Annotated in this window: 19 protein-coding genes; 8 read left to right on the top strand and 11 right to left on the bottom strand. The window is 63.9% G+C overall.

Translation table 11 applies throughout. The features are described from left to right. Nucleotides 1-21 precede the first annotated feature (21 nt). Together NKH52_RS04925 and NKH52_RS04920 are read left to right on the top strand one after the other, a co-directional pair. Nucleotides 22-969, top strand: coding sequence for an aldo/keto reductase (locus NKH52_RS04925; protein WP_352727844.1), 948 nt, complete (start codon nt 22-24; stop codon nt 967-969). Between the two features lie 90 nt (nt 970-1,059). Then, nucleotides 1,060-1,686, top strand: a complete 627-nt coding sequence (locus NKH52_RS04920) for a LysE family translocator (protein ID WP_352727846.1) — start codon at nt 1,060-1,062, stop codon at nt 1,684-1,686. Nucleotides 1,687-1,711: 25 nt separating this feature from the next. On the opposite strand, the gene NKH52_RS04915 is transcribed toward NKH52_RS04920, so the two are convergent. After that, entirely contained in the window at nt 1,712-2,512 is an 801-nt protein-coding gene (locus NKH52_RS04915; RefSeq protein ID WP_352727848.1) for a lysophospholipid acyltransferase family protein, read from the bottom strand. 124 nt (nt 2,513-2,636) lie between these two features. Continuing rightward, the gene (locus tag NKH52_RS04910) at nt 2,637-3,539 is read right to left on the bottom strand and encodes a LysR family transcriptional regulator (protein ID WP_352727850.1); all 903 of its coding nucleotides are present in this window, start codon (nt 3,537-3,539) and stop codon (nt 2,637-2,639) included. A 118-nt stretch (nt 3,540-3,657) separates the two neighbouring features. On the opposite strand from NKH52_RS04910, the gene NKH52_RS04905 reads away from it, so the two are divergent. Both NKH52_RS04905 and NKH52_RS04900 read left to right on the top strand, forming a co-directional pair. After that, nucleotides 3,658-4,128, top strand: coding sequence for a nuclear transport factor 2 family protein (locus NKH52_RS04905; protein ID WP_352727852.1), 471 nt, complete (start codon nt 3,658-3,660; stop codon nt 4,126-4,128). 25 nt (nt 4,129-4,153) lie between these two features. Beyond that, on the top strand, nt 4,154-4,786 hold the full coding sequence (locus tag NKH52_RS04900; protein WP_352727854.1) for a pyridoxamine 5'-phosphate oxidase family protein: 633 nt from the start codon (nt 4,154-4,156) through the stop codon (nt 4,784-4,786). Here the strand turns inward: NKH52_RS04900 and NKH52_RS04895 are convergent, their stop codons facing one another. The 3 genes from NKH52_RS04895 to ftsE all read right to left on the bottom strand — a co-directional run bounded on the left by NKH52_RS04895 (nt 4,787) and on the right by ftsE (nt 7,293). After that, a complete protein-coding gene (locus NKH52_RS04895) occupies nt 4,787-5,512 on the bottom strand; it encodes a YdcF family protein (RefSeq protein WP_352727855.1) in 726 nt (241 codons plus the stop codon). A 133-nt stretch (nt 5,513-5,645) separates the two neighbouring features. Next, complete coding sequence (locus tag NKH52_RS04890) at nt 5,646-6,641, bottom strand: cell division protein FtsX (RefSeq protein WP_027038121.1); 996 nt, start codon at nt 6,639-6,641, stop codon at nt 5,646-5,648. Beyond that, nucleotides 6,634-7,293 carry a cell division ATP-binding protein FtsE gene (gene ftsE / locus NKH52_RS04885; protein WP_010911739.1) on the bottom strand — a complete coding sequence of 220 codons (660 nt, stop codon included), beginning with the start codon at nt 7,291-7,293 and terminating at the stop codon, nt 6,634-6,636. Before ftsE ends, NKH52_RS04890 begins: the two co-directional genes overlap by 8 nt. A 192-nt stretch (nt 7,294-7,485) precedes the next feature. Between ftsE and NKH52_RS04880 the strand changes: the two genes are divergently transcribed. The 3 genes from NKH52_RS04880 to NKH52_RS04870 all read left to right on the top strand — a co-directional run bounded on the left by NKH52_RS04880 (nt 7,486) and on the right by NKH52_RS04870 (nt 9,427). Next, nucleotides 7,486-8,130, top strand: a complete 645-nt coding sequence (locus NKH52_RS04880; RefSeq protein ID WP_352727857.1) for a hypothetical protein — start codon at nt 7,486-7,488, stop codon at nt 8,128-8,130. Nucleotides 8,131-8,314: 184 nt separating this feature from the next. After that, nucleotides 8,315-8,857 (top strand): hypoxanthine phosphoribosyltransferase, encoded by a 543-nt coding sequence (gene hpt, locus NKH52_RS04875; protein ID WP_352727859.1) that lies wholly within the window; start codon nt 8,315-8,317, stop codon nt 8,855-8,857. Nucleotides 8,858-9,055: 198 nt separating this feature from the next. Then, entirely contained in the window at nt 9,056-9,427 is a 372-nt protein-coding gene (locus NKH52_RS04870) for a response regulator (protein ID WP_352441731.1), read from the top strand. Here NKH52_RS04870 and NKH52_RS04865 read toward each other — a convergent pair whose 3' ends face one another. After that, nucleotides 9,428-10,375, bottom strand: coding sequence for a DMT family transporter (locus NKH52_RS04865; protein ID WP_352728341.1), 948 nt, complete (start codon nt 10,373-10,375; stop codon nt 9,428-9,430). A 222-nt stretch (nt 10,376-10,597) separates the two neighbouring features. Here NKH52_RS04865 and NKH52_RS04860 point away from each other — a divergent pair, with 222 nt between their 5' ends. Beyond that, nucleotides 10,598-11,476, top strand: a complete 879-nt coding sequence (locus NKH52_RS04860; RefSeq protein ID WP_352727861.1) for a LysR family transcriptional regulator — start codon at nt 10,598-10,600, stop codon at nt 11,474-11,476. Here NKH52_RS04860 and NKH52_RS04855 read toward each other — a convergent pair. The 5 genes from NKH52_RS04855 to lptM form a co-directional block, all read right to left on the bottom strand. Further along, complete coding sequence (locus NKH52_RS04855; RefSeq protein ID WP_127295991.1) at nt 11,458-11,826, bottom strand: glyoxalase superfamily protein; 369 nt, start codon at nt 11,824-11,826, stop codon at nt 11,458-11,460. The two genes, NKH52_RS04860 and NKH52_RS04855, sit on opposite strands and share 19 nt — an antisense overlap. A 109-nt stretch (nt 11,827-11,935) precedes the next feature. Beyond that, complete coding sequence (locus NKH52_RS04850; protein WP_352727863.1) at nt 11,936-14,524, bottom strand: TIGR02302 family protein; 2,589 nt, start codon at nt 14,522-14,524, stop codon at nt 11,936-11,938. Nucleotides 14,525-14,763: 239 nt separating this feature from the next. Next, a complete protein-coding gene (locus NKH52_RS04845) occupies nt 14,764-15,705 on the bottom strand; it encodes a threonine/serine dehydratase (RefSeq protein WP_352727865.1) in 942 nt (313 codons plus the stop codon). A gap of 40 nt (nt 15,706-15,745) precedes the next feature. Next, nucleotides 15,746-17,014 (bottom strand): diaminopimelate decarboxylase, encoded by a 1,269-nt coding sequence (gene lysA / locus NKH52_RS04840; RefSeq protein WP_352727867.1) that lies wholly within the window; start codon nt 17,012-17,014, stop codon nt 15,746-15,748. Between the two features lie 63 nt (nt 17,015-17,077). Beyond that, nucleotides 17,078-17,284, bottom strand: coding sequence for an LPS translocon maturation chaperone LptM (gene lptM / locus NKH52_RS04835; RefSeq protein ID WP_023811112.1), 207 nt, complete (start codon nt 17,282-17,284; stop codon nt 17,078-17,080). Nucleotides 17,285-17,306: the final 22 nt, after the last annotated feature.

The raw sequence follows: 17,306 nt of genomic DNA, 5'->3' as shown, positions 1-17,306 counted from the left end.
CAATCATCCCGGAGATCCGCCTTGCAGAAACGTCGTCTCGGTCGCACCGACCTGTCCATCGCGCCGCTGGTTCTGGGCGGCAACGTCTTCGGCTGGACCGCCGACGAGAAAACCTCGTTCGACCTGCTCGACCGCTTCGTCGGCGCCGGCCTCAACGCCATCGATACGGCGGATGCCTATTCGCGCTGGGTTCCCGGCCACAAAGGCGGTGAATCGGAAACCATCATCGGCAAATGGATTAAAGACCGTGGCAATCGCGACAAAGTCGTGGTGATCACCAAGGTCGGTTCGGATATGGGGCAGGGGCACAAGGACCTGTCCGCCGCATACATCGAAAAGGCCGTCGATGCATCGCTGAAGCGGCTGCAGACCGAGTTTATCGATCTCTATCTGTCGCATTGGCCGGACCCTGCAACGCCCTATGAAGAAACGCTTGGCGCCTACGAGAAGCTGCTCGCCAAGGGCAAGATCCGCTATGCCGGCTGCTCCAATCTCGACGCCGGCCAGTTGCGTGCCGCACTCGATGTGGCGAGCTTGCGCAGCCTGCCGCGCTACGAGGTGCTGCAGCCGGAATACAATCTTTACGATCGCTCGTCCTTCGATGGGCCGTTGCGCGATCTATGCGTGGCTGAGGACATCGGCGTCATCACCTATTTCAGCCTGGCCAAGGGTTTCCTCAGCGGCAAATACCGCAGCGAAGCCGATCTCGGTCAAAGCCCGCGTGGCGGCGGGGTGAAGGATTATCTCAATGCGCGCGGCATGCGGATCCTTGCGGCACTCGACGCGGTTTCATCAAGGCATTCGGCCAAGCAGGCGGAAGTGGCGCTTGCCTGGGTTATCGCTCGGCCGGGCGTCACCGCGCCGATCGCCAGCGCCACCAAGCCTGAACAGATGAACAGCCTGATCAGGGCAGCGTCGCTGAAACTGACCGCCGACGACATGGCCGAACTCGACAGAGCGAGCGGCTGAAGCTCAGTCGCGACGCCTCGCACGAACGTCCAAGACGCCCCTCTGGTCCTGCCATACCGTCTCTTCGCGCAAGGCAGGACAGAGGATAAAATGGCTGAGCCGCTTCTTTCGCAGCCGGATTTTTGGGGACAACTTCTCGCGCTGATGCTTGCCGCCCTGGTGATCATGGGCAGCCCGGGACCGGCGACGATAAGCGTTACCGCCGTTGGCGCTGCCTTCGGTTTGCGCCGCTCGCTGGGTTATGCCTGGGGAATCATACTGGGCACGATCGCCGTGCTTCTGGTTGTCGCGACCGGGGTCGTGGCGGTGCTCACCGCGATGCCGAGGCTGGCGCCGTTGCTGGCTTTCGCTTCCGCGGCCTACATCCTCTATCTCGCCTTCAAGATCGCCACGGCGCCGCCCATGGCAGCACGCGGCGCCGAGGCTTCGTGTCCAACATGGCTGGCTGGATTCCTTCTCGCGGTCGCCAATCCAAAGGCCTATGTGGCGATCGCCGCCGTGTTCGCCGGTGCTTCGTCCAAACAGGGCGCCACTGAGCTTGGTCCATGGCTGAAGCTGACGGCTCTCGCCCTGATGATCGTTGCCATCCACGCTCTGTGGCTTGTCGCGGGGGCTGGGTTCGCGCGCTTCCTGCGCCGACCGGCAGCCTCGCGGATCATCAATCTGGTCTTTGCCGCGACGCTGGCGTTGACCACCGCGCTGGCGATGTTCGGCTGAGCACTGTCGGCCGGAGACTTCCGATTCAGGCTTTGGTTCTTTCAGCCGCGTCCAGCTCTTGCAGCCTTTTCACCGCTGTCGGAGGCAAGGCAGGCGGGCTCGGACCGCGCGCCACATCAATCAGGAATTGGTCGCAGGCAGCCTCGGTCTCGCCGATCAGGCGGGCCATGAATTCGTCCTTGCTCAGTCCCGGTGGGATCGGCGGCAGGAAACGCGCCTTGATGGTGCCGGGATAGCGCAGGAATTTCCGCCGCGGCCAATAAAGGCCGGCGACATGGGCAACCGGCACCACCGGAACGCCAAGCTGTGCATAGATTTCGACGATGCCGTATTTATAGGCCGGCTCGTCGCCCGGCGCGCGTCTTGTCCCTTCGGGGTAGATGATGAGCTGGCGAGGGTTGCGCGCCATCTCCTCCTTGGTCGCGGCGACCACGGCCTTTAGCGCTTTCGAACGGCTGCCGCGATGAACCGGGATCATGCGCATCTTCATGATGTACCAGCCGAAGAACGGGATCCAGGTCAGCTCGCGCTTCAGGATGTAGAGCGGGTCGTGAAGGAAGGGGAAGAAGGCGATCGCGTCCCAGAACGACTGGTGCTTTGGTGCCAGGATGAAGGAGCCTTCGGGCAGGTTTTCCCGGCCGGTGATCTCGTTCTTCGTTCCGGCGATCTTGTCATAGAGCCACATCGAGGTGCGCGACCAGAATTTCGGCACGAACCAGGCGCGGTGACGGGGCGACAGGAAATAGTAGGGGGTCCAGAGGATCATCTGGACGATCAGATTGACGTAGAAGACGAAATTGAACGTCAGCGATCTGATGTAGAGCATTTGGGGGGAGCCCGGTGAGGAGGTGAGCGTTGGTTACACCAAGCGCGGGAAAAAAGGAAATGGCCGCAGGGCGCTTTGATTGGCGACGAAGAACGGTCGCCAATGGGGGATTGGCCTGGTTCCGCTACATCAGCCGCGCCAGCCGCTCCTTCAGGCGCGGGGCGGCAAAATCGAGGAATGCGCGCAGCTTGACCGGCAGCAGGCCGTGGCCCGCATGCACCAGGCTTACCGGCCATGGCGCCGGCTCGAATTCCTGCAGGAGGATGCGCAGCGCGCCGGACCGCAGCGCGGCTTCGATCTGGTAGGAAAGCACTCGTGTCAGCCCGACGCCGGCAATCGCCGCATCGATGGCCGCCTCGGCGGTGTTGACCTGAAGCCGCGAGCGGACCCGAACCGGGATTTCGGCCCTGCCCTTGATGAAGCTCCAACTGGCGGCGGAGGCAAGTCCCTCGAAAGTGATGCAATCGTGCGTCTCCAGATCCTCCGGGGTCGTTGGCGTGCCGTGTTCGGCCAGATAGGCCGGGCTGGCGCAAACGACGCGGCGGATCGCGCCGACGCCGATGGCGACCAGGCTCGAATCGGGTAACTGGCCGATGCGGATGGCGAGATCGAAATGGTCCTCGGCCAACTGGGTTATGCGGTCGGCCAATGTCAGTCGGATGTTGACGTCGGGATAGGCCGCGAGAAAGCCGGTGACGATCGGCAGCACATGCAGCCGGCCAAAGACGACCGGCGCGGTGATGGCCAGTTCGCCGGTCGGAGCGCTGTATTCGCCGGCTGCCGTGCGTTCGGCCTCGCCGACGTCGTCCAGGATGCGGCGGCAGGCGGCAAGGTAGGCCTGGCCGGCATCGGTCGGTGTCAGCCGACGCGTCGAGCGGTTCAGGAGGCGCGTGTTCAGATGGCGCTCGAGATCGGAAATCTTGCGGCTGACCGTCGCCAGCGGAATGCCGAAACGGCGGCTGGCCGCGGAAAGGCTGCCGGCCTCCACCGCGGCGACAAAGAGCGACATGGCTTCGAGACGATCCATAGCTTCTTCCGAAAAATGGAAGGACGGGTTACGAATATGGCATCTGCATTTGAATGATGGAAGGCTTTATATTGGGTCTGTCGGCCTGCCTGCAGCATGGCCTCGCAAAGGAGTTGCCATGTCCGAAGCCCGCCCGCCGCTGCCGCCGTTTACCGCCGAGACATCAGCACAGAAGGCGCGCATGGCCGAGGATGCCTGGAATTCGCGCGATCCGGGACGGGTCGCGCTCGCCTATACGAAGGACAGCCGCTGGCGCAACCGCGCCGAATTCCTGCAAGGCCGCGACGCCATCCAGGACTTCCTGACGCGCAAATGGAGCCGCGAGCTCGACTACCGGCTGATCAAGGAGGTCTGGGCCTTCCACGGCAACCGCATCGCCGTGCGTTTCGCTTACGAATGGCGCGACGACAGCGGTTCATGGTTCCGCAGCTACGGCAACGAGAACTGGGAATTCGACGAATACGGGCTGATGCGCCTGCGCATCGCCAGCATCAACGACCTGCCGATCGGCGAGGCCGATCGTAAATATCACTGGCCGCTCGGCCGGCGGCCGGACGACCACCCGACACTGTCGGAGCTCGGACTTTAGCATCTTGCCCGCAAGGAAGCTTTCCATGAACGCGCATGCTTTCACCAGCGACGTCGCCTTCACGCCGACCGTCAAGGCGATCCAGGCCCGCAAGGGCTCACGTCAGTCCTATGCCCGTGTCGAGGAGCGTGGCGGCTGGCAGGCCGGCATCACCCCGGAGCTTGCCGCCTTCATCGAAATGCAGACCAGCGTCTTCCTGTCGACCGCCAACGGCGAGGGGCAGCCCTATGTCCAGCATCGCGGCGGGCCGGCCGGCTTCCTCAAGGTGCTGGATGAACATACGATCGGCTTCGCGGATTTTTCCGGCAACCGGCAGTTCATCACGCAAGGCAATCTGGCCGACAATCCAAGGGCGTTCCTGTTCCTGATCGACTATATGCACCGCCAGCGCATCAAGATCTGGGGCACGGCGCGGGTCGTCGAGAGTGACGCCGAGCTGATGGCGAAACTGATGCCGCAAGACTACAGAGCGCGCCCCGAGCAGGTCATCCTGTTCACCGTCTCGGCCTGGGATGCCAATTGTCCGCAGCATATTCCGCAACGGTTCGAGGCGGCCGACGTGGCGGCGGCACTCGGCGAGCGGGACAAGCGTATCGAACGCCTTGAGCAGGAGATCGCACGGCTCAGGGGAAATTCGGGCACGGCCGCAGGGGAATAATCAGCCGCCGGCCGCGGTTTCGGCCAGCGCGATGCCGTTGGGTGTCGGCTTGACCGGCACGATGCCGCGCGCCAGCGCCAGCAGATATTTGTTGTATTCGGTGAACAGCACGCGCAAGGCCCGCGGCTTGGTCAGCCAGCCGCCATTGTCGAGGTTGGAATTGACCACCGGATAGGGCTCGAGCTTGGCGCCATGCAGCAGCCTGCCCATTTCCAGCAGGCTGCGGGGCATGTGATAATTGTTGGTGACAAGGATCACCGTGCCATAGGCGTGGCTCTCAACCCATTTGGCGCTTTCCTCGGCGTTGCCGATCGTGTCGAGCGCGGCGCGGTCGATGTCGACGCAACAGGAAAACAGATTCTTGTCGCCGCCGGTCGCCGCCTGCAGCTGGCGGCGGCTGGCCGAAGGATGGACGCCGCTGATCAGCAGCCGTTCGCCCTTGCCGGACGCCAGCAGCTCCATCGCCGCATCGAGGCGGGACTGGCCGCCGGTCAAGACGATGATCGCGTCTGCCTTGGCCGGATTGGCGGGCGTAGTCAGATGGCTGACCTTGTTGGCGAACCAACCGAAGCCGCCGGCGAACAGGGTTGCGAGGATGAGAACGGAGAGAGCGGACAGGCGCAACGCGGCTCTTAGACGGCTCACAGCGCGACGGTCATGCGAACGGGCAACCACCACTGGCATCTGCCCAGCCGTACCGGTCGAATCCCGCGCGTCCATCGCCATATGGTTAATCCTGAAATGCGGCTTTGGGTAGGTAAAAGACGCACTTTGCGTTACGTGAATTCTCCATCCGTGATCACCCTGTTTTATCCATGGCGTTGTCCCCCAACCGGTTCCCACTTTTGAGCGACATGAATTAGCCTGCATCCGGCTGGCGGACATCGATGTCGCTGAGATAGGCAACGACGGTGGCGTGGGACGTGGCAGCCGTCAGTCCGCCGATCACCAGCACCATCAACACGACACCGAGATAGCCTGCCGAACCGATGGCGAAATTGCCGAACAGGGCGGTCGCCTGATCGGCCTGCGGCGTCGCCATATTGCGCGACGACCACCAGGAAAAGACGATGAAGACGAGCACTGCGGCGGCACCGCCGGCCGCTGCTCCCTTCATGCCGGTGACCAGGAAATGCCGGCGGAATTCGCGCGCGATGAAGCGTGCCTCGGCGCCGACGAAATGCAGCACCTCGATGATGTGACCGTTGCCGGCCATGGCGCCGCGCGTCGCGAACACCACGGTCAGCACGGTCGCCGACAGCATCAGCGCCAGCACGGCAATGCCGATGGTCACCGTCGTGCGGGCCATCGCTACCAGCCGGTCGACCCAGGTGCGGTGATCGTCGAGCGATGCGCTCGGCAGTTTCGGCGTGATCGCGGCGCGCATGGCGGCGAAATCGGGCGGGCTGTTCTCGTCGATGGTGACGATGATCAGTCGCGGCACGGGTAATTCGTCGATGTTGAGCCCCGAGCCCAGCCAGGGCTCAAGGAGCCTCGCGGTCGCCTCGCGGTCGATGATCCGGGTCGTCTTGACGCCAGGGAATTCACCGGCGATCTGGGAGGCCTGGGTAAGGGCTGCTTCCATGTCGAGGCCGTCGACCGGTTTGATCTGGATGGTCGCCTCGCGCGAAATCTGGTTCTCCCAGACGGACGCTGTGTCGCGCACCAGCGTCACCGCGCCGAAAGTCAGGCAGGACAGGAAGGTCATGATGGCGATCACCAGGACCAGTGCCCGGCCGGCGATGTTCTGCGCCGGCACGATCGGCGCCATCCTGCGCTGGGCGCGGGGCTTTGCCTCGGTCGCCTCGGCGTCCTGCTCCCGTTCCACAAAATGTTCGGCGGACAGTTCAGTCATAGATGTCCAGCCTTCCGCCGGCCAGGATCATGCGGCGCGCGTCGACCTGTTCCATCAGGCCAAGGTCGTGGGTGGCGATCACCACCGCGGTGCCGAGACGGTTGAGCTCGATGAACAGCCGCAGCAGGCGTCGCGCCAGCGGCGGATCGACATTGCCTGTCGGCTCGTCGGCGAGCAGGATTTCGGGCTGCTCGATCAGCGCCCGCGCGATCGCCGCGCGCTGCTTCTCGCCGCCGGACAGAACCGGCGGCAGCACGTGCATGCGCTCGCCCAGCCCGACCCACTTCAACAGCTCGGTGACATCGGTGCGGTAGCTCGCCTCCTCGCGCCCGCGCACGCGCAGCGGCAGCGCGACGTTCTCGTAGGTGGTCATATGGTCGAGCAGGCGAAAATCCTGGAACACCACGCCGATGCGGCGGCGCAGATGCGGCAATTCGGTGCGCGAGATGCGCGAACGGTCCTTGCCGAAGATGGTGATCAGCCCGCGCGTCGGCTTCAGCGACATGAACAGCAAGCGCAGCAAGGTCGTCTTGCCGGCGCCCGAAGGCCCGCTGAGGAACTGGAAGGAGCGCTCCGGGATGTGCAGGGAGATGTCGCGGAGGATTTCCGGACCCATGCCATAGCGGAGGCCGACATTTTCGAAACGAATCAATTTCGACGACCTGAATTTCGGCACGGCGGCGAGCCGGCCTGTTCTGGGTAAAGACCATCGGCCGGCATGGTTAACCGGCGGTTAATTTCTGGGCTCTTTCGGCTCGTCACGAGGGCTCCGGTGGGGAAGCGTTAACCATTTGTGTTTACGCAAAAGAAACGAAAAGCGAACACGTGCTGCAATGCTGGGGCCATGATGGCTGACGATCGAACCGCGCGCCCGGTTTCCGGCGAAATCATGACCGATCCGGCGGCAATTGCCGCAGCGGACAGGTTCATGCGTGGTTCGGCCGGCGACATCGTCGATGCCGACTACGTGGTGATGCCGCGCCTTGCGCCTGCGGTGGAAAGCGTTTCGCCGCTGCCGCTCCCGATCGTCACGCCGCCCATCGAAGGCATGGACATGCTGCGCAAGCCCGAAGCCCCACCGGAGCGGCTACTGGCCTCGCGTGGCGGGCCGATCTTCTGGGTCGCTGGTATCGGCGCTGCCTTGGCCGCGTTCTGGGTCTCCGGCGGGCACGCGCTGGTGCGCCAGGCGCCGTTCCTGTCCAGCGCGCAAGCGTCGGCGCTCAGCATTTCTGGCGTCACGTCACGCGTCGACGCCTCCGGGCCGAACGCCGCACTGTTCGTCGATGGCGAGGCCGTCAATGATGGCGCGAAACCGACGCAGCTGCCGCGGCTTGAAATCCGGGTGACCGGCAATGACGGGCAGACCACCCGCTATACGTTGGGGACATCCGGCCGTTCGCTGGCGTCGGGCGAAAGATTCGGCTTTGCCAGCCGGCTCGACGTGCCTAAGAACGGCGTAAGGACTGTATCGGTCACCTTCGCCCAATAGCGTGTGCTGATATTCAGGTGAGGCTGGCCTGCAAACGGCGGTTTCCTGCGCTTCCGGTGCTCACGTACTTCAAGTACGCTCCGCTCCGGTTCTCGGAAAACACCGTTTTCGACTCAGCCTGACCTGAATCTCAACACACGCTAGGCGTGAAGGCGTTTAGGCAAAAAATTCCAGGGGGCGAAAAATGCCAGTTGTGCGCGGCAAGGACATCGAGGTTCTGTTTTCGGCATCGGCGATCGCGCGGCGCAATCTCGAGCTCGCCAAGGAAATCGCCGGACACGATTATCACGATCTGCTGGTGATCTCGGTGCTGAAGGGCTCGTTTATCTTCGCCGCCGATCTTATCCGGGCCATGCACGATGTCGGCCTGTCGCCGGAGGTCGAATTCATCTTCATCTCCAGCTATGGCGCCGGCACCAGCAGCGGCGAGGTGAGGGTGCTGCGCGACATCGACAATGAGGTCGCCGGCCGCGACGTGCTGCTGATCGACGACATTCTCGAATCGGGCAAGACGCTGAGCTTTACCCGCGAGCTGATGTTGTCGCGGGGCGCCAAGAGCTGTTCGATCGCCGTGCTGCTCGACAAGCGCATGCGCCGCCAGACCGAGCTCAATGCCGATTATGTCGGCTTCGACTGCCCCGACTATTTCGTCGTCGGCTACGGCATGGATGTAGCCCATGCTTTTCGCGAGTTGCCGTTTGTCGGTGTCGTCAAAGGGGATGTCTGAGCGGCACCAGAAAGGTTTCCTGACGCTTAGAGCGGTTCGCCGCTTCACGAAAACGTCGAACCGCTCTAGTTTTTTGTTTTGACGCAATTCCCAAGGGAAAGCGCTTTGCGCTTTTCCCGGGAAAACCGTCTCACACTTTTCCTGAATTGCTCTGGGCTTTCAGGAAAAGTCAACTTTTGGCGGCCAAATATGCCGGCCATGGCAAAGCTTCTGATCGTCGAGGACGATGAGTCCGTCCGCACCCTGGCCGCCCGCGCGCTTGAACGTGCCGGGCACACAATCGATATCGCGGCGGACGGCGCGCAGGGGCTTGCGCAGATCAAGGCAGCGCGTGGCGGCTATGATCTGGTCGTCTCCGATATCCGCATGCCGGAAATGGACGGCATCGAGATGGCGATCGCGGCGGCAGCATTGTTTCCGGCGATGAAGATCGTGCTGATGACCGGCTATGCCGACCAGCGCGAGCGCGCCGAGGAGTTGAACGGCATCATCCTCGATGTCGTGCAGAAGCCCTTCACGCTGGCCGAAATCCGCTCGCGCGTCGAACGGGCGCTGATCTGCTTCGCCTGATCAGGCTGGATCGGTGGCAGCGAGCACGGGTGGGGGGCTTTTACGCCGTTCGGTGTTGAGCGCCAGCAGGCCGGCGCCGATGATCAAGGCGGCACCGATTACGGTCGTCGACCGCGGCACCTCGGCGAAGAACAGGAAACCCCACAGCGGCGACCACAGGATGCCGGTGTATTCGAAAGTGGCAACGCGGTTGGCCGGCGCCATCCGGTAGGCCTGCGACAGCAGGATCATGCCGGCGGAGGCGACGAAACCGCAGGCCGCCATCTTGAGAAAATCGGGCAGCGTCGGCCACAGCCAGGGCCGTACCAGGAATTCCAGGCTCGGGTGGACGGCGTGGGTGATGCCGGCCAGGTGAAATGCCCCGGCAACCACGGCGGCGCCGACCAGATAGGCGCCGTTCTGATAGAAGGCCATGACGGTGGACGATTCAGTATCGCCGATCTTGCGGGCCATCAGCTGCGAAAAACCATAGAGCGCCGCCGAGCCCAGCGACAGCAGCGCTGCCCAGTCGAACAGCCCTGCGCCGGGACGCAGCATCACGAGGACGCCGAACAAGCCGATCAGCACGGTTGCCAGTGTCTGCCAGGAGACGCGCTCGCCAAGGTACGGCCCGGCCAGCACCATGATGAACAGCGGCGCCATGAAATAGAGCGCCACCGCATCGGCAAGCGGCAAGGCGGCGATGGCCAGGTAGTACATCGTATAGGAGGTGAACTGGATGAAGGCGCGCATCGTCAGCATGCCGAATCGCTTCGACAGGATCGCCTGCAGGCCGACATCGGCATGGACCAGAACGATCAGGATCGGCAGGGCGACGATCGAGCGGATCGCCATCACCTCGGTCACTGGATAACCGCTGGACACGGCTTTGACGAGCGGATCCTGCAGCGAAAAGATCAGCACGCCGAGGCACAGGCTCAGGATGCCGCCCACCATCCGATTCTGCATCTGCATCCAGGCTCCTGCGCGTACGGTCCGAAGCTGTCGCCTGCGGGGTAAAAAGAACCCGCCACCGTTTCGGGCAGCGGGCACGAGTGAGGACTCTTGATTGGTCCGCGGCTGATTTCGCAGCCACATATCCAATGGGTGAGGCGACTATCGTCCGCCATTTGACATGTTGCAAACGAATTGGAATGATGCCAGCAATCAAATTCCCTTATGGCGGATTTCATGCGGCCGACCCTCGACAGCGATCTCCTGCGCACCTTCGTGGCCATTGCCGAGACCGGCAATTTCACCAAGGCGGCGGAGCAGGCCGGCCGCACCCAATCCGCGGTGTCGATGCAGATGAAGAAGCTCGAAGAGCTGATCGGCGCCAGCCTGTTCGAGCGCGGTTCGCGCGGCGTCGCGTTGACGCGGCGCGGCGGCGAACTCATCGTCAACGCCCGCCGCATTGTCTCGCTGCTCGACGAGACGTCGGCATCGATGGCGGCAGCGCCGCTTGGCGGGCCGGTGCGCATCGGCATTCCGGAGGAATATGGCCACGCCATCCTGTCGCGCGCGCTCGGCGCCTTCTCGAAGCGTCATACGCAGGTCGAAGTCACTGTGCGCTATGCCCATTCCGGGGCACAGATGGCGGCGCTCGCCGCCGGCGAGCTCGATCTGTGCGTGGTGTTCGAATGGCAGGATCCTGCCGGCGGCGAAGTGCTGATGCACGACCCGACCGTGTGGGTGACGTCGACCCTGCACCATATGCATGAGGAACAGCCGGTGCCGATCGCGCTCTACAACCGGGCCGGCTGGTGCAAGGACTTTGCCATCAAATCGTTGGAGCAGCGCGATCTTGCCTATCGTGTCGCCTATACCAGCGACACCACCGGCGGCCTCAAGCTCGCCGTCACCTCCGGACTGGCGATCGCGCCGATTTCGCGCAGTAACATTCCGGACGGCTGTCGTGAACTGACCACGGCAGACGGATTCGGCGCCATCGATTCCTCGAACGTGGTGATGCACCGCAACCCGAATGCGTCAGGCGAGGCGATCGACGGCATGCAGGATGCGATCCGCGAAGCCTTCGTCAACAGGCTCAGTCAGCCGGCATCCTCGTAGAAATGCAGCCTGTTGCCGAACGGATCGGCGACCGATATCTCGCGGGTCTTCCAAGGCGTCTCTTCCACGCCCGGCCTGGCGAAGCGGTAGTTTTTGCCGATCAGTTCGCCATGAAGAGCCGTGATGTCCTCGACCTCGATGCGCAGGGCGATGCCGGGTGCACCGTCGCCGTGATGTTCGCTGAGATGCAGAACACAGCCGTCGCGGCCGACCGCCATGTAAAGCGGCGCGTCGTCGGCGAAGCGATGTTCCCACTGCACCTCGAAGCCGAGGAAGCCGACGTAGAATTCACGTGCCTTGGCAATGTCGAAGATGCGCAGGATGGGTGTGACGGCGCCAAGTCTGGGCATGGTGGTGCAACCGTGCGAGAGGGTTTTCAGGTGGGATGGCGGACGGCAATCCCTTTGTTTTATAGCAATTCCGGACGGAAAACCGCTTCATAATTTTCGTGGAATTGCTCTATTTCAGCTCGAGCAGCCGTTCCAGATAGCTGCGTTCAATGTCAGGGCTGAGCGCATTGCCGAGCCGCTTGCGGATCGCTTCCAGTATCTGGCGGGCACGCTGCACGTCGATCTCGTCGGGCACCTTCACCGAATCGCCGAAGTCGGGACCCGTGCTGGCGCGTGGCCGGCCGAGCGGATCACGATCGGCGTTCTGCTGGCGGCCGCCTTCCTCGCCGCCGCCCTGGTCGCCTTGCATGGCCTGCATCTGCTTCATCATGTCCTTGGCGCCCTTGCGCAGCGCTTCCAGCGCCCGGCCCTGATGACCGACGGCCGCATCGCCTTCGCCCTCGCCGAGTGCCTGTTCGGCATTGCCCATGGACTTGCCGGCCTCGCCAAATCCTTCATTGGGCTCCATACCCATGCCTTCGAGGCCTTTCTTCAGCTGCTCGAGGTCGCTTTGCAGTTGGCCCTGGCCCTGCTGCAGCTGTTTCAGCGCATCGGCGAATTCCTGGGGTGTCATCGGCTTTTGCCGGGCGAGCGGATCGCGGTCTTCGCCGACGCCGGGTCTGTCCTCATCCTGGCCGCCTTCGCCGAGCTGCTCGTCACGGTTCTGCCCGCGCTGGCGCTCGCCACGCTGCATCTGATCCATGCGGAAGGTGTCGTTCATCATCTCCTGCTGACGTCGCAGGATCTCGCCCAGCTTGTCCATCTGCTGGCGCATCTCGCTGTCCTGCTGGCCGCCTTGCTGCTGACGGCCGGCTTGCAGATTGTTCATCATGTCCTGCAGTTGCGACAGCAGTTGCTGGGCCTTGTCGCGATCTCCGGACTTCGCCAGGTTTTCGATCTGGTCCATCATGCGATCGATGTCGCTCTGGCGCAGTTCCTGGCCGTTCTGCTGCATCTGCGGGGCGTTGGGATTCTGCGTGGCGCGCTCCGCGAATTCCTGCAGGAACTGGTTCATCGCCTCGCGCAGTTCCTTCATCGCCTTTTCGATTTCAGCGTCGCTGGCGCCATTCTTGATGGCGTCCTGCAGCGCCTGTTGCGCCTGGCGCAGCCGCTTTTCGGCGGCCGAAAGATTGCCTTCCTCGATGCCGAGCGCGATTTCCCAGAGATAGGAGACCTCGCTGCGCAATTGATCGTCGCTCTCGGCCATCTTTAGCCGGGTGCGGGCACTCATGATGGCGAGGTAGTGGGACATATTGTCGAACGTGTCTTCCGGCCGCAGCGTGATGGCGTCCATCAGGTCGAGCACGCGCGGCTTGGCGTTGGCGTCGAGCGCCAGCAGGCGGCGCTGTTCGATCACGGCGCGTGCCAGCGGATTGGCGAAAGGCCGCTCCGGCATCAGCAGCGTCTTGGTTTGGCTCGATGCGGTGTGCCCGGCATCGTCGGTGGCGACCAGCGTCAGCTTGATGCTGCTGCCGGCCCAGACATGCTCGGTCAGGTCCTTGGAGGTCCTGGCGGCGTTCGACTTGCCGCCGCGGCGCGGCAGCGTCAGCGGCATTTCAGGTGCACCGTACAGCGGACGCGCATTCGGCGCCTGCGGATCGGCAAGCGCGAACACCGCCCTGGCGGTGGCGGCGCCATAGTCGTCGTCGATCTGGTAGTTTAGCTCGAAGGCGCCGTTGGCGGCGCGCTTGGGCTCGCCGACGAAGCGAATCTGTGGCGGCTTGTCCGATACGACCGCGAAGGCCCAGCGGCCGAGCTGTTCTTCGCCCGACGTCAGCGTCAGCGTGCCGTCGCCGGTCAGCTTGCTGGTGAACTGGCGCACCTTGGACGGCGTCGCCGGGCTTGCAGCCGGCTTGGCGGCGGTCTGCGGCGCAGCGGGGTCGATGACGCGGGCGTTGCCATTCTTGTCGGCATAGCCGAGCGTTTCCTCGCCCGAGCCGCCCGTCACGCGCAGCGAAACGTCGCTGCCTTCGGGAACCGTAAAGGTCGGGATCGCCTGGTTTGCGTCGGCGGTCAAGAAGATCGGCGGCTTGCCGGTATAGGCCGGTGGCGTCACCCATGCATCGATGCGCGGCGGCACGATATCGCGCGTCCCATGGGCATTGAAGCCGTCGCTGATCCTGCCGCCCGTCGGTCCGAAGGAGAAGGCGAAGGCGGTAACGAGCAAAAGGGCCGCCACCGCGCGCAGCCCCCAGGGGTCGCGCTCCGGCACGCGTGTGCGCGGCAGGTCGGCGCCAAGGTTGTCGAGCTTTCCAGCCATGCGCTTCTGGTGTTCGCGCCACAGCGCCTGCGAGAAGCTGCTTTCCCTGCCGCTGGGCCGGTCGGTCTGCACCAGCACCGGGCTGTGCAACAGTTGATTGGCGGCCTCGATGCGGCGGTCGATTTCGGCGGCGCCCGGCAGGCGGAAGAAGCGCAGCGGATAGAGCGCGGCCAGTGCCGCTATGGCAAAAGCAGCGATCAGGCCGATGCGCGCCATATCCGGCAGCCGGGAGAACAGCCCGAGCCAGGAGATGCTGAGGAACAGGCTGGCGACTATGACGAGCGGAAGCAGCAACGGCCAGCCGCGCTCGACCATCATCGAGACCCGCGTCGCCAGCCGGCTCATGGCCAGGCGCCCGGCGAGGCCGCGATCGCTGCTGAAGGTGGGTCGTTGCGTCATCGGCCCTTCCTTGAGCCTATTGCATCCCGAAAACCGGGATGCGGCCCTATCCCTTTGAGCATGATCTGTTCCGAAAGGGATTTCACTTTTCGGGATCATGCTGTGGAGCGGGCAGGATAGCCCGACGCCTCACGACTCAAAGAATACCAGCAAACACGGCAAAGGCGAGGCAGTTCGGAAAAACGTGAAGTGGACCGTTATAGTTCCATCCTGCATACCCTTTAGAAGGCAGCAGGCCATTAGAAGGTAGCGGGGTCCGCATTCGCCCCGCAGACCAGCACGGCGACCCGTTCGCCCGCCGCCGGCGTATAGCGGCCCGACAGGACCGCGGCAAAGGCGGCCGCACCTCCCGGCTCGGAGATGATGCGGGCCCGGTTCCACAGCGCCTTCTGCGCGGCGATGATGTCGTCGTCGCTGACCAGGATCGAGCGTTCGACAAAGGCTTCGGCGATCGGGAACATCATTTCGCCGACGCGCTTTGGCGCCAGCGAATCGGCGGCGATGCCCTCGGCCGGTGCGTCGACGGGGTGTCCGGCCTCGAAGGCGCGATGAAGCGTCGGCGCCCCTTCCGGCTCGACGGCGATGATCCGAATGCGGCCGCCGAACCAGGCAGCGATGCCGCCGATCAGGCCGCCGCCGCCGACAGCGACCAGCAGCGTGTCGATCTCAGGCAAATCGCTCTCGATTTCGAGCCCGAGCGTGCCCTGGCCGACGAGCGTTTCCTCCTGGTTGAAGGCATGGATCTGCAAGGCGCCGGTCTCCTCGGCGAACCGTTCGCTGGCCGCCAGCGCCTCTGCATAGCGGGCGCCGCCGACGATCAGTTCGGCGCCGTAGGAGCGGATTCGCTCCAGTTTGGCTGGCGGGCTCACTTCGGGAACGAAGATGGTCGCCTTGTGGCCAAGCCGCATGGCGGCATAGGCGACGGCCGCGCCATGGTTGCCGCCCGATGCCGCGACGACACCGGCGTCGGGAACCGGCCGCTCCAGGAGATTGGTGAAGGCGCCGCGCGCCTTGAACGAGCCGGAATGCTGCAGGCATTCGAGCTTCAGGTCGACGGCCAGCGGCGGCTGATCGAAGTCGGCCATGTCGACGCGCAGCACCGGCGTGTGCCTGATATAGGAGCGGATGCGCGGTTCCATCGCGGCAATGCGCTCGCGTGTGACGGTGATGCCGTTCGTCATGACTTGCTCCCTGTGACGGGTAGGTTTGTTTCCGGCGCTTCTATGCAAGCCAGTCGGGCATGGAATCCAACCCAATCAGGTCGTCATAGGTCGGGCGTGGGCGCACGACGTGGAACCGGTCGCCGTCGACCAGCACCTCCGGCACCAGCAGGCGGGTGTTGTAGGTGCCGGCCTGCACCGCGCCATAGGCGCCCGCGGTGGAGACGGCAATCAGATCGCCGGCCTTCAGCCTGGGCAGATCGCGGTCCAGGCCGATATAATCGCCGGTCTCGCAGACCGGGCCGACCACGTCGACCATCATGCGCGGCGTGTCGGCCGGCGGCTGCACGACCGGACGGATGTCGTGGAAGGCGTCGTAGAGCGTCGGCCGGATGAGATCGTTCATTGCGGCGTCGACGACGAGGAAGTTCTTGGCGTCGCCTTCCTTCACGAAGATCACTTCTGAGACGAGGATGCCGGCATTGCCTGATATCAGCCGGCCAGGCTCGAACATCACCTTCAGCCCGAGCTTGGTGACATGCTTCCTGACGATCTGGGCATAGGCGTCGGGCAGCGGCGGCGGGTTGTTGTCGATGCGGTAGGGAATGCCGAGCCCGCCGCCGACATCGATATGCTCGATGGCATGGCCGTCCGCCCGCAGCGCGCCGACCAGATCGACAAGCAGGGCGAAGGCATCGTCGAAGGGCTGCAGCTCGGTGATCTGGCTGCCGATATGGGTATCGATGCCGGTGATCCTGATGCCGGGAAGCTTTGCCGCGCAGGCATAAACCTGCCGCGCCCGCTGCCATGGGATGCCGAACTTGTTCTCGGCCTTGCCGGTGGAGATCTTCTTGTGGGTCTTGGCGTCGACGTCGGGATTGATGCGCAGCGAAATCGACGCCACCTTGCCCAGCGCTGCGGCTCGCGCCGACAGCAGTTCGAGTTCAGGCTCGGATTCGACGTTGAAGCAGAGGATGCCGGCGACAAGGGCAAAGTCCATTTCGCGCGCGGTCTTGCCGACGCCCGAAAACAGGATCTTGCCGGCCGGAATGCCGGCGGCCAGCGCCCGGCGCAATTCACCTTCCGAAACCACGTCGGCGCCGGCGCCGAGCTTCGCCAGCGTCCGCAGGACGGCCTGGTTGGAATTGGCCTTCATGGCGTAGCAGACCAGCGTGTCGAGCCCGGCAAACGACTGGGCAAACACCCGGTAGTGCCTGGTCAGTGTGGCCGTCGAATAGCAGTAGAATGGCGTGCCGATCTGTGCGGCGATATCTGGTATCGCCACGTCCTCGGCATGGAGCACGCCGTCGCGGTAGTCGAAATGGTTCACGAGAGTGATTCCAGAAGTTGGGGCGCGATGAGATCGGGTTGGAAGGCCCGGCTCTCGTCGGCTCTAGATCAGCGGGTCGAGGATGAATTTCTTGTCCTTGACCGGTTTTTCCGGCTCCGGCGGCACGGGCTGGTGGGCCTTCGAGGCATCCTTGCGCGCCTGCACGGCCGCCTCATAGGGCGTGTCGAGAGCGCCCCTCCTGCCGCAGGCCGAAACGGCCGCGATCGCAACCAGCAGCGTCAGCGTCACCAAAATCCTGCTTCCGGTCATCGATCCATCCGTCCGAAACGTT

This window comes from Mesorhizobium sp. M1066 (assembly GCF_040318635.1).
Taxonomy (GTDB): Bacteria; Pseudomonadota; Alphaproteobacteria; order Rhizobiales; family Rhizobiaceae; genus Mesorhizobium.
The sequence above is the reverse complement of the archived record's forward strand: the minus strand, read 5'-3'. Positions and strand labels throughout refer to the sequence as shown.

Coding starts and splice junctions, on each gene's coding strand:
- NKH52_RS04870 (WP_352441731.1), top strand. CDS start 9,056: ATGGCAAAGCTTCTGATCGTCGAGGACGATGAGTCCGTCCGCACCCTG.
- NKH52_RS04910 (WP_352727850.1), bottom strand. CDS start 3,539: ATGGATCGTCTCGAAGCCATGTCGCTCTTTGTCGCCGCGGTGGAGGCC.
- NKH52_RS04845 (WP_352727865.1), bottom strand. CDS start 15,705: ATGACGAACGGCATCACCGTCACACGCGAGCGCATTGCCGCGATGGAA.
- NKH52_RS04850 (WP_352727863.1), bottom strand. CDS start 14,524: ATGACGCAACGACCCACCTTCAGCAGCGATCGCGGCCTCGCCGGGCGC.
- NKH52_RS04920 (WP_352727846.1), top strand. CDS start 1,060: ATGGCTGAGCCGCTTCTTTCGCAGCCGGATTTTTGGGGACAACTTCTC.
- NKH52_RS04880 (WP_352727857.1), top strand. CDS start 7,486: ATGATGGCTGACGATCGAACCGCGCGCCCGGTTTCCGGCGAAATCATG.
- lptM (WP_023811112.1), bottom strand. CDS start 17,284: ATGACCGGAAGCAGGATTTTGGTGACGCTGACGCTGCTGGTTGCGATC.
- NKH52_RS04860 (WP_352727861.1), top strand. CDS start 10,598: ATGCGGCCGACCCTCGACAGCGATCTCCTGCGCACCTTCGTGGCCATT.
- NKH52_RS04855 (WP_127295991.1), bottom strand. CDS start 11,826: ATGCCCAGACTTGGCGCCGTCACACCCATCCTGCGCATCTTCGACATT.
- NKH52_RS04905 (WP_352727852.1), top strand. CDS start 3,658: ATGTCCGAAGCCCGCCCGCCGCTGCCGCCGTTTACCGCCGAGACATCA.
- NKH52_RS04915 (WP_352727848.1), bottom strand. CDS start 2,512: ATGCTCTACATCAGATCGCTGACGTTCAATTTCGTCTTCTACGTCAAT.
- NKH52_RS04895 (WP_352727855.1), bottom strand. CDS start 5,512: ATGGCGATGGACGCGCGGGATTCGACCGGTACGGCTGGGCAGATGCCA.
- NKH52_RS04890 (WP_027038121.1), bottom strand. CDS start 6,641: ATGACTGAACTGTCCGCCGAACATTTTGTGGAACGGGAGCAGGACGCC.
- NKH52_RS04865 (WP_352728341.1), bottom strand. CDS start 10,375: ATGCAGAATCGGATGGTGGGCGGCATCCTGAGCCTGTGCCTCGGCGTG.
- hpt (WP_352727859.1), top strand. CDS start 8,315: ATGCCAGTTGTGCGCGGCAAGGACATCGAGGTTCTGTTTTCGGCATCG.
- NKH52_RS04900 (WP_352727854.1), top strand. CDS start 4,154: ATGAACGCGCATGCTTTCACCAGCGACGTCGCCTTCACGCCGACCGTC.